Origin of the sequence: Ramlibacter sp. (assembly GCF_035706265.1) — a bacterium.
Taxonomy (GTDB): Bacteria; Pseudomonadota; Gammaproteobacteria; order Burkholderiales; family Burkholderiaceae_C; genus Ramlibacter.
On record NZ_DASSVG010000574.1, the window covers coordinates 1 to 10,945 of the forward strand.

Sequence of the window (10,945 nt, forward strand, 5' to 3'; positions counted from 1 at the left end):
TGACCAGGAGCACCGGGACAGGCGCCCGGGCCTCGCGCGGCAGGCTCAGCGTGAACAGCAGCAGGAGGTGGGCGACGACGGAGAGGGCAATGGCAGGCCACAGCGATTTCCATGGCAGGTGCGGGCGCCCCGGCGCGAGCCTGGCCCCCTTTTCCCGACTACCGCGCGGCGCCCTGTTGACCACCCGAACAATCCCCCAGATGAGCTGCGCCGTCCGTCAGGCATGCTTACCCACTCATCGCAGGCCGGCCCTGATGCCTACGGACTAAAGCATAAGCTGGCTGGCAAACCGGATCGGGAGGCGGCCGCATGGCCGTCGCAATGAGGCCACACATGGACAGAAGAACATCGGGATTCACGCTGATCGAACTGATGATCACCGTGGCCATCGTGGCCATCCTGGGGGCGATCGCGCTGCCCTCCTACCGGTCCTACATCACGCGCGGCCGGATCCCGGAGGCCACCACCGCACTGGCCAACAAGCGGGTGCAGATGGAACAGTTCTTCCAGGACAACCGCACCTACGAGGGCGCGCCGGCCGGCAACAACGACACCGCCTCGAGCAAGTACTTCGACTTTTCCGCCAGCAACGGCGGCACCGACACGCGCAGCGCCACCGGCTACACGCTCTACGCCCGCGGCAAGAACGGGATGGAGGGCTTCACGTACAGCGTCGACCAGTCGAACGCGAGGCAGACCGTCGTCAGCGGCGTCTCCGGCTGGAGCGACGGGACGGTGAACTGCTGGCTCACCAAGGCGGGAAATTCGTGCTGAACCCTGGACGTCAGCGCGGCGTGAGCCTGGTCGAGGTGATGATCGGCGTCACCCTCGCCGGCATCCTGATCGCGATGGGCATCCCCGCCTTCCAGACCGGCATGCAGAACCGGCAGATCCGCGGCACGGCCGACGCGATCCAGAACGGGCTCGTGCTCGCGCGCACGGAAGCGCTGCGCCGCAACCGGATCGTCAAGTTCACCCTCGGCCCCGCCGGCGGGACCTGGGTGGTCGGCTGCGAATCGGTGGACACGACCATCGTGGACGGCCAGGAGGCCTGCCCGGAAACGATCCAGAGCCGGGCCGGCAACGACACCACGGGCGGCGTGGCCGTGCAGGTGTTGCAGATGGATGCCGGCGGCGGCGACCCGACCGAAGTGCCGGGCGAACTCTGGCTCAACGCCATGGGCCGGACCAAGAGCGGGACGCTGCCGGCGGACAAGATGATGGTGTTCCAGGTCACGCATCCTTCCGCCGGAGCATGCGCCAGGGATGGCGGCCAGCTGCGCTGCCTCAACGTGGTGATGACGGCCATGGGCCAGGTCCGCATGTGCGATCCCGCCACTTCCGCGCCCGACCCGCGCGCCTGCCCCTGGTAGGAGGACCGAGATGCGTCCGCTCCGCCCCCTGCCTGCCCTCCGGCCCCGCATGCGCCGGCGGCAGCGCGGCGTCATGCTGCTCGAAGCCCTGATCGCGATCCTGATCTTCTCGGTGGGCGTGCTGGGCCTGGTGGGGCTGCAGGCCAGCGCGGTCAAGCAGTCCACCGAAGCGCGCATGCGCGCCGATGCGGCCCAGCTCGCGGAGCAGCTGATCGGCCAGATGTGGGGCGACAACCGCGCCGTCGGCAACCTGAAGGCCAAGTACGAGACCTGCACCGACGGCAGTTGCACCGGCTACACCGACTGGGCCGCCACCGTGTCCAACACCTTGCCCGGCGCGACCATCACTTCGCCCACGATGCGCCCTTCCGTCGCCGTCAACGACGAAGGCATCGTGACGATCTCCATCTACTGGAACGCGGTGTCCGACGATCCGGCGGCGGCGCGCCACCAGTACAACGTCGAGACGCAGATCGTCCAATGAAAGCCCTGCGCCTCGCCCCGCCCCTGCGCCGCCAGTCCGGCTTCACCCTGGTCGAGATCCTGGTCGGCCTGGTGATCGCGATGATCGGCACCGTGATCATGATGGAGGTGCTGCTCACCTCCGACCAGCGCACCCGCACCAGCACGGCCGGCAACGAGGCGCTCTCCAGCGGCGCCGTGATGCTGCACCTGATGCAGCGCGACCTGGTCCAGGCCGGCTTCGGCCTCACGTCGAACGCGCTCCTCAACAACTGCAGCGTGGCTCTGCCGACCGGCGCCACCGTGCCGCTGGCCCCGGTGGTGATCAATCCCCCGACCTCCCTGGTCCCCGCGGCCGATGCCAACACCGACCGGCTGCTGGTCTTCTACAGCAGCGACAGCGGCCAGCCCGAAGGCCAGGAAGTGGTGGCCGTCAGCGGTTCGAGCTACACCCTGCGCTCGCCCTCCGCATTCGCCGTCGGCGACTACGTGCTGGCCTCGCCCAACGTCTGCAGCGGCACCCTCACGCTGGCACGGGTGACGGCCCTCGGCGCGGCGACGGTGACGGTCGACACGGCCAACACGGCGGCCACCAGCATCTTCAACCTGGGACGCGTGCCCCGCATCGTGGCCTATGCCGTGCGCAACGGCTCCCTGACCTCCTGCGACTTCATGCTGTCGGACTGCCGCGTCGCCAACGCGGCGAACTGGACGGCCGTCGGCGCCAACATCGTGAGCCTGCGCGCGCAGTACGGCCGCGACACGGCCCCGGCCGGCGCCATGGACGGCGTCGACCTGTGGGACCAGACCATCCCCGCCAGCGCCTGCCAGTGGGCCCGCACGCCGGCGGTGCGCTTCGTGCTGGTGGCCCGCAGCAGCCAGTACGAGACGAAGATCGACGAGACGACCCGGCAGCGCGTCTGCGACACCGTGACGGCGGCCACGCCGCTCTGGGCCGGCAGCACCGGGGGCTCCACCGCGCCCGTCGACCTCAGCGCCGCCTCCGACTGGCAGTGCTACCGCTACAAGACCTTCGAGACCGTTGCGCCGGCGCGCAACACCGCCTGGATCAGGGTGCCATCGGGATGTTGAACCGCAGCTTCGTCCTTTCGCGTCGGGCGCGGGCCGCCGGCCAGCGCGGCATCGTGCTGATCGTGGCCCTGGTGGTGCTGGTGGCGCTGACGATCGCCGGCATCGCGATGGTGCGCTCGGTGGACACGGCCACCCTGGTGGCCGGCAACCTCGCCTTCCAGCAGGCCGCCACCCACGCGGCCGACAAGGGCGTGGAAGCGGCGCTCGGCATGCTGGCCGAGAAGGCGACCGAGGGCACGCTCGACACCAACGACGCCACCAACGGCTATTTCGCCACCCTCTCGGTCGCCGACAAGCCCGCCGGCACCCAGAGCTGGCAGGAGTTCTGGCACGACAACCTGGAGACGGTCGCGCGCGAGGCTCCCAACAGCCCGGACACCTTCGGCAACCGGATCTTCTACGTCGTCCACCGGCAGTGCGCCTACGCCAAGCCGGCCGGCGCCGGCGGCGACTGCGTTTCCTCGCCGGCGGTCATCTCCGAATCCACGGGCAATGGGCAGGGCAGCGACGACATCCGGCTCAAGGCCGCCACGGCCGTCTATTACCGCATCACTGTGCGCGTCGCCGGTCCGAGGAGAACGGAAAGCTATGTTCAATCCTTTGTTGCGATGTGACGCCGCCCCGGCGGCGCGAACGGGCCGGCCGGCGCGCCGGGCCCTGGCCCGCGCGCTGGCGCTCGGTTTGAGCGTCTCGGCGCCGCTGGGACTGCTGGCCGCCACCGACCTGTCGTCGGTTCCGCTGCCGACCTTCGCGGTCGGCTCGGCGGTCGACATCAAGCCGAACATCCTGATGGTGCTGGACGACTCCGGCAGCATGAACTGGGACTACCTGCCGGACTGGGCCAACGACCGCCCCGGCAACTACGCGGCCAACTCCAGCCTCGGCCTCGGGCCGCTGCATCCCACCCGGACCTCGATCGACGAATCCCAGTCCCTGCCCTCCTTCCTGTTCCGCAACGCCGCGTTCAACGGCGTGGCCTACAACCCGGCGATCCGCTACCAGCCGCCGATCGGCTCGACCGAAGCGGGCGGCAAGGACACGAGCACCTATCCGAGCATGACGGGGGTGGATTCCAGCACCGGCGCCAGCAGTGCCGCCAAACCCAACTGGCGGGCGGTGGTCTATGACGGTTATGGGGTGCAGCGCGAGTCCGACGGCGACCGTCCCCTGACGGACCTGGAAGCCGAGGCGTTCTTCTACACCGTGATCCCCGGCGAATACTGCGACTCGCCGGCGCTCACCAACTGCACTGCCGCCTCGGCACCGACCGGCAACTTCCAGTATGCGGCGCCCCTGCGCTGGTGCAACAGCACGGCCCTGACCACCTGCCGCAGCCTGCCGGGCGGCAGCTACACCCGGCCGCGCATTCCCGCGCCGCGGACGACCACCATCAGCTTCAGCAACGCCAGCAATGCGGTGGTCACCAGCATCAAGGTCGACAACCTCGAAATCCTGTCGGCTTCGACGACGAGCAGCAGCGATTCCGCCACCGTCGCGAACCGCGTCCGCGACGCCATCAACGCCTGCACCCTCGGCAAGCCTTCGGGGAGCAACTGCCAGGTGGTCGGCTACTTCGCCACCAGTTCCAGCAGCAGCAGTACGGTGCGCATCTACGCACCCGGGACGACCAGCGGCACCCCGGCCGTGAACAAGTCCGGCACCCTCTCCGTCTCGACCGGCGGCGCCTTCGCGCGCGACAGCATTCCCTTGCCCGACTGGAGCAACGGCACCGGCCGCAGCACCAACCCGGTGCCCGGCGAGAACGTGCTGACCGTCATCACCCGCAGCATCGACAGCTACCCCTACCCGGGCAGCAGCACCAAGGCCCCCGGCCGCACCGACTGCACGTCGCGCGCCGACCGGACCTGCTCCTACCAGGAGGAGATGACCAACTACGCCAACTGGTGGGCGTACTACCGCACGCGCATGCAGATGATGAAGACGTCGACGTCGCGCGCTTTCTCGGCCCTCGACACCGATGAGGACATCGCGCAAACGAAGAGCCGCTACCGCGTCGGCTATCTCACGCTGAACAACAACACGGGCAGCGACTTCGTCAACATCGACACCTTCGCCGGCAGCCAGAAGTTCACCTGGTATTCGAAGCTGTTCGCCGCCCGGCCGAACAGCGGCACGCCGTTGCGCGCCGCGCTGTCGACGGCGGGCCGCCTCTACGCCGGCGTGCTGAACGGCGACACCGTCAACGGCGTCCGGGTCCGCGAGCCCCTGCAGTTCTCCTGCCAGCGCAACTACACCATCCTGTCCACCGACGGCTTCTGGAACGGCGCCGGCGGCGTGAAGCTCGATGGGAGCACCGCGATGGACAACCAGGACGGCCCCCTGCCGCGGCCGTACAACGACGGCGGCCAGGCGCAGAACCAGGCGCGCACCAGCCAGCTGCAGAGAAGGATCACGACGCAGACCGCCGAAGTGGGCACCCTCACCCGCGGCACCCTGCAGGACCAGACGCGCACGTCACAGCTGCAGAAGCGCACCTCGGACGACAAGGGCAAGACCTGGAACAGGAGCGGCAGCACCGACGACGATGGCTGGTTCAACACCAGCAGTTGCACCTGGGATACCAGCAGCAACAGCCGCACGGAATGCAGGTACAAGGACGGCGCGTGGACCGGCGCGCAGTCGTGCACCCCCGTGGCGCGGTCCACCGGCACCCGGGACGGCACGACATGGAATGTCTCCGTCGCACGCGACTGCCAGGCGGACGTGGTCGTGTCGCCCTTCGTTTCCGCGGCGTCGTGCACTCCCACCCAGCCCGATTCCAACGGCCGCCACACGGGCTGCCAGTACAGCTTCGGGACGGCGGTCGCGACGCCGACCTGCGAGCCGCAGTTCGTCGATGGCAACTTCACCAACACGACCGTCTACCGCAACTGCCGGCAGATGACCGGCAATCCGCAGAACGTGGCCTCCTGCACGGCCACCAGCACGCCCAACGACCAGGGCCAGATGGTGACCTGCGGCTACAGCGCCTGGACCGGCTGGAGCAATGTGGCGACCTGCACCGCGGTTCCGCAGAGCGCCGGCCCCACCACCTTCGACGTCGGCGTGGCGCGCGAATGCCAGCTGACCTCCTCCGGCGGCACCAGCAACACCCTGGCCGACATCGCCGCGTACTACTACAACCGCGACCTGCGCGACCCGGCCGCCACCACGGGCGTGGACCGCACCGGCTCGTGCGAAGGCCCGATCGTGCCGCCGGCCACCACCCCGAGCAACCTCTGCACGAACAACGTGCAGCCGTTCGGCCGCGACGCCAGCGTCAAGCAGCACATGACGACCCACACGCTGGGCCTCGGCGCCCAGGGCCAGATGGTCTACTCGAACTTCCAGAACGACCTCTCCGGCCAGCGGGTGTACCAGCCGGACTACTGGTCGCAGCAGTCGGGCGACTTCTTCGGCGTGGCGAACGGCAGCATCGCCAACCCCACGAGCGGCATCTGCCCCTGGCTTTCCTCGGGCGCCACCTGCACCTGGCCGACCCCGGCGGCGGATTCGAGCGCCAACATCGACGACCTGTGGCACGCCGCCGTGAACGGCCACGGCACCTACTTCAGCGCCGCCGACCCGATCTCCCTGGGCGATGCGCTGACCGGCGTGCTCAGCCAGATCAACAATCCGCCCCGGCCCGGCACGGCCGCCGCCGCCGCCAGCTCGAACCCGAACATCACGAGCAGCGACAACTTCGTGTTCAGCTCCTCGTACAAGTCGGTCGAGTGGTTCGGCGAACTGATCATGCAGAACTTCAACGAGGACGGCTCGCTCACCGCGCAGCAATGGTCGGCGATGCAGCTGCTCGATTGCGCCACCACCAGCTGGCAGGCGAACCACGCCTACAAGCGGCACGACGCCTTCAAGCAGGGCGGCGTGTGCTACGCCGTGACGGCGGACTACACCTCCGGCGCCGCCTTCGACGGCGGGGACAGCGGCAACGACGGCCAGAACGTCGTGGCGCTGCCGGCCGGCCCGGTCTCCCGCACGATCTACACGGTGGGCTCGGTCTCCGGCTCGCCGGCGCTGGTCCCCTTCACCTGGGCCAGCCTGAGCGGCTCGCAGCAGGGCTTCTTCTCGAAGTCCTCGATCTCCTTCGTGGACACGACCCGGGGCCTCACCCAGTTCTGCACCAGCGGACCGACGTGCATGACCGGCACCGCGCAGGACAGCGCCGCCGGCGAGAACCTGGTGAACTACCTGCGCGGCGACCGCACCTACGAAGGGACGTACTACCGCCAGCGCACCCACGTGCTCGGCGACATCGTGACGGCGGAGGCGCGCTACGTGAAGCAGCCGATGCAGGATTACCTGGACGCCGGATTCGCGCAGTTCAAGAACAACATGGCCAGCCGCGCCGCCACGGTGTACGTGCCGGCCAACGACGGCATGCTGCACGCGTTCGACGCCGTGACCGGCCAGGAACGCTGGGCCTTCATCCCGTCCGCGGTGCTGCCGGAGATCTACCGCCTCGCCGATACCGAGTACGCCAACAAGCACCGCTACTTCGTCGACGGCACGCCGGAAGTGGGCGAGATCTGCCCGCGCGCGCCGACCAACGCCTGCGCCGCCAGCGAATGGCGCACGATCCTGGTGGGCGGCCTCAACCAGGGCGGCAAGGCCTACTACGCGCTGGACATCACCGATCCGGCGAGCCCCCGCCTGCTGTGGGAGTTCACGCACGCCGACCTCGGCTTCAGCTACAGCAACCCCCGCATCACCAAGCTGCGCAACGGCACCTGGGTGGTGATCGTGGCCTCCGGCTACAACAACACCGACGGCATCGGCCGCCTGTTCGTGCTCAACGCCGCCACCGGTGCCGTGATCAACACGATTTCCACCGGCGTCGGCACCGCCGCCCTGCCGAGCGGGCTGGCGAAGATCCAGGCGCGCGCGCCGAACGCGAGCGTCGACAACACGGTGGAAGAGGTGTACGGCGGCGACCTGCTGGGCAACCTGTGGCGCTTCGACGTGAACGACATGTTCGGCACCGCCGGCATCGACGCCCACTTGCTGGTGCAGTTCAAGGACCCGGCCGGCAACGCGCAGTCGATCACCTCCAAGCCGGTGGTTGCCACCGTGGCCGACAAGCCGCTGGTCATCGTCGGCACGGGGCGCTACCTGGGCCAGGGCGACCTCACCGACACGAACACCTACACGATGTACGCCGTGAAGGACAAGCTCGACGCGGCCACGCTGACCACGCCGCGGGTGGCGGGCAGCAACTTCGTGCAGCAGACACTGACCGAGGGTGAATGCCCGCAAGGCACCTCCACCTCGATCTGCACCCCCGGCCAGAGCGTGCGCACGGTCACTTCCAACCCGGTCGACTGGAGCGTGAAGAACGGCTGGTTCATCGACTTCCCGCTGGGAGGCGAGCGCTCGGTGACCGATGCCACCCTGGCGCTCGGCACGGTGGTGTTCACCACCATCAAGCCCCAGCCGCCCGCCACCGGCCTGGTCGTGGGCTGCACGGGCGAGAGCACGCTGGTGGACGCGAAGAGCTTCCTGTACTACCTCGACTACCTGACCGGCAGCGCCGTGCAGGGCACCAAGAACGTCGCCGGAGAGGAACTGTGCACCTGCGTCGCCACCCGGCCGTCGGTGGTGAAGACCCAGAAGGGCAGCGTGCAGGGCGTGATCCGGATGTCCGGCGGCGGCACGCCGACCGAGCAGACCGGCGGCGGCACCGACATGGGCGTGACGAACACCCAGGAACTGCCGTACAACCCGGCCGGCCAGCCTCCGCGCCGGATCTCCTGGCGTGAATTGAACAGCGACTGACGCAAGAGGGCGGGCGCGGACCCGCCCTCTTCGTCACTCCTCAGGTCCCGCATTCTCGCGACGTACAACGCTCTGGGCGCATCCCGTTGGCTTCGGGCGGGCCCGGGACGGGGCCCTGTCCTGGACCTGCACCGTGCGGGGGTGAGACACGGTTGCCCCTGAGACGTCCGAGGGGCTTCGACGATGCGTCCCCTCGCCCCGCGGGCATCGGGGAAGAACCAGAAAGAGAAAAAGGCGGGAGAAACCCGCCTTCATCCTCCGCCGATCGGCTTCAATCCGCCCGGTTCGAGCGCCAGTAGACCGTCTTGCGCTTGGAGCTGATGGCGGGCTTCACCTGCTGCGGGGCGATGCCGGAGCTGGATCCACCGCTGCGCTGGGCGGCGCCGATCGCCACCGTTTCCATCTTGCCGTCGATCATCACCGAGGCGATGGTTGGGGAGGGCATCAGGCCGCCGCCGACGAAGACCGAGGAGCGGTCTCCGCCGCAGGTCGCCGTGCCGACGCCGATGCCGCCGCTGGCATTCAGCAGGTTCACCCAGTAGCCGCGCGCCTCGCCCAGGGGGTTGGTGCAGGCGTTGACGGCCGCGGGCAGCGCCCGGTTGGTGTTGAAGGTCACCATGCCCGCGGCGATCAGCGCGGAGGTCACGGTCTGCTCGCCGCGCCGGTTCAGGTTCATGAACCAGCCCTTGAGCCCGGAGTTGGGCGTCACTCCGGCCACGCTGCACAGGGCCGCGTCGCCGTTGCTGTAGTCCCTCATGTCCGGATGGTTGTCCAGGTCCACGGCGTCGGCGCTGGCGCTGGCACTTGCCGGCACGGACAGGTCGTCTAGCAGGACGTAGAAGCGGTTCATGACCGGATCCGCGTACGGATAGTGCGAGTCCAGCGGGTGCTCGCGGTCCCCGCTGCCCACGGCAACGTACATCTTGCTGCCCGCGCGCAGCAGCGCCGGCGCATAGAGGAACTTGCGGCCGGCGCCGGCGGTGAAGGCCACGCGGCGCGCCCTCCAGTCGCTCTTGCCCGTGGGGGCGAAGGAAGCGTCCGAGAAGTCGATGCGGTAGATCTCGCCGGAGGTGGTGGCCGCATAGGCGAAGTCCACGGAGCCGTCGCCGTTGGCGTCCGACATCGCGACGTCGGCCGCGACGCTGCCGTTGCCGGTGCTGAAACTGGCGACCTTGGTGCCGTCCTGGGCGTCGATCACGTACACGACGTTGCCCCTGCGGCCGCTGCTGGTGCAGGTGGGACTCGCGGAGTTCGCGTCCTCGCAGCCGTCGTAGCCGCCGCCGACCACGACGTAAGGCCGCGTGGATTCACCCTTCAGGAAGGCCACGCTGGGCAGCGACCAGGTCTGCCCCATTTTCTCGAAGCCGCTGGTGCAGCCGGTGTCGTTGGTCATGTTCGGGCAGCCCACGCGCCACAGCAGCTCCGGGCTGTCGGGGTTGGTGACGTTGAAGCCGTACAGCATGCGGCCGCCGCGCCGCTGCGAGGCGAAGATCCAGACCTTGGAGTTGTCGGCCTTCTGGTACAGGCCCAGCGAGCCGTCGAAGAAGTAGTCGCGCGGCCTCGGGTTGAGGCTGGCGTCGACGTTCGGATAGTTCACCAGCGGCACGTTGTCGTGCAAACGCTGGAAGCGATCGTAGTGTTCCGGCGCTACGAAGGCCCAACGTTCCTTGCCGGTCTCGGCGTTCACGGCGCGCAGCATGCCGTCGTTCGCGCCGTAGTACACCGTCACGCCCGAGTCGCCGTAGTTCACCGGCAGCGGGCGCGAGTGGATCACGTCACCGTGGATGGAAGGTCGGGTGCGATCCGTCGCGCTCGTGTTCGTGAACTCGGAAAAAGTCCGCCTGGTGATCTCCCCATCGGGAAACTCCCGCGCGTCGTCGTAACCAATGACCCATTTGTACAGGTCGTCCCCCCAGCTCGCGACGGACGCAGTCAGCGTCGTCAATTTGGAGCTGGTGCTCGCCGAGTAGGTGAGTATCTTGCGAGCAACCTGCCAGGTGGGAGCTCCGGCCGCGGTGGTTGTTCCATTTCCCTTGCGCAGGACCTCGGCGGCCCCGCCCTTTTCCACCACCGGCCCGTCGGGCAGGTCCGACCACTCGCTGCCTGTCTTGCCGTCCACGGTTGGGAACACGGTGCAGGCGCTGCGCGTGAGCTGGTTGCCGTAGACGTCTTCCCAGTAGCCGCCCGAATCCGTGGTCCAGAAGCTGGCCGCGCATTCCGAGACG

8 protein-coding genes are annotated in these 10,945 nt (G+C 68.7%); 6 read left to right on the forward strand and 2 right to left on the reverse strand.

What is annotated here, in order from left to right:
* Window positions 1–184 (reverse strand): hypothetical protein (locus VFM98_RS20550; RefSeq protein WP_325111755.1); only part of this gene is annotated, 184 nt, incomplete at its 3' end.
* A gap of 149 nt (window positions 185–333) precedes the next feature.
* Between VFM98_RS20550 and VFM98_RS20555 the strand changes: the two genes are divergently transcribed.
* From VFM98_RS20555 to VFM98_RS20580, 6 genes are read left to right on the forward strand one after another with little or no spacing between them, the layout of a single operon-like run.
* On the forward strand, window positions 334–774 hold the full coding sequence (locus VFM98_RS20555) for a type IV pilin protein (RefSeq protein ID WP_325111756.1): 441 nt from the start codon (window positions 334–336) through the stop codon (window positions 772–774).
* A complete protein-coding gene (locus VFM98_RS20560; RefSeq protein ID WP_325111757.1) occupies window positions 768–1,373 on the forward strand; it encodes a GspH/FimT family pseudopilin in 606 nt (201 codons plus the stop codon). The genes VFM98_RS20555 and VFM98_RS20560 overlap by 7 nt, the downstream gene beginning before the upstream one ends.
* Before the next feature lie 10 nt (window positions 1,374–1,383).
* Window positions 1,384–1,857, forward strand: coding sequence for a type IV pilus modification protein PilV (gene pilV, locus VFM98_RS20565; protein WP_325111758.1), 474 nt, complete (start codon window positions 1,384–1,386; stop codon window positions 1,855–1,857).
* Window positions 1,854–2,927, forward strand: a complete 1,074-nt coding sequence (locus VFM98_RS20570; protein WP_325111759.1) for a PilW family protein — start codon at window positions 1,854–1,856, stop codon at window positions 2,925–2,927. Before pilV ends, VFM98_RS20570 begins: the two co-directional genes overlap by 4 nt.
* A complete protein-coding gene (locus tag VFM98_RS20575) occupies window positions 2,921–3,541 on the forward strand; it encodes a hypothetical protein (protein WP_325111760.1) in 621 nt (206 codons plus the stop codon). The genes VFM98_RS20570 and VFM98_RS20575 overlap by 7 nt, the downstream gene beginning before the upstream one ends.
* On the forward strand, window positions 3,516–8,720 hold the full coding sequence (locus VFM98_RS20580) for a pilus assembly protein (protein WP_325111761.1): 5,205 nt from the start codon (window positions 3,516–3,518) through the stop codon (window positions 8,718–8,720). The genes VFM98_RS20575 and VFM98_RS20580 overlap by 26 nt, the downstream gene beginning before the upstream one ends.
* A 271-nt stretch (window positions 8,721–8,991) precedes the next feature.
* On the opposite strand, the gene VFM98_RS20585 is transcribed toward VFM98_RS20580, so the two are convergent.
* The coding region (locus VFM98_RS20585) for a pilus assembly protein (RefSeq protein WP_325111762.1) at window positions 8,992–10,945 on the reverse strand (1,954 nt) is incomplete at its 5' end.

Excerpts from the sequence above, each read along its gene's own strand:
- VFM98_RS20570 (WP_325111759.1), top strand. The coding sequence starts at position 1,854 with ATGAAAGCCCTGCGCCTCGCCCCGCCCCTGCGCCGCCAGTCCGGCTTC.
- pilV (WP_325111758.1), top strand. The coding sequence starts at position 1,384 with ATGCGTCCGCTCCGCCCCCTGCCTGCCCTCCGGCCCCGCATGCGCCGG.
- VFM98_RS20575 (WP_325111760.1), top strand. The coding sequence starts at position 2,921 with ATGTTGAACCGCAGCTTCGTCCTTTCGCGTCGGGCGCGGGCCGCCGGC.
- VFM98_RS20580 (WP_325111761.1), top strand. The coding sequence starts at position 3,516 with ATGTTCAATCCTTTGTTGCGATGTGACGCCGCCCCGGCGGCGCGAACG.
- VFM98_RS20555 (WP_325111756.1), top strand. The coding sequence starts at position 334 with ATGGACAGAAGAACATCGGGATTCACGCTGATCGAACTGATGATCACC.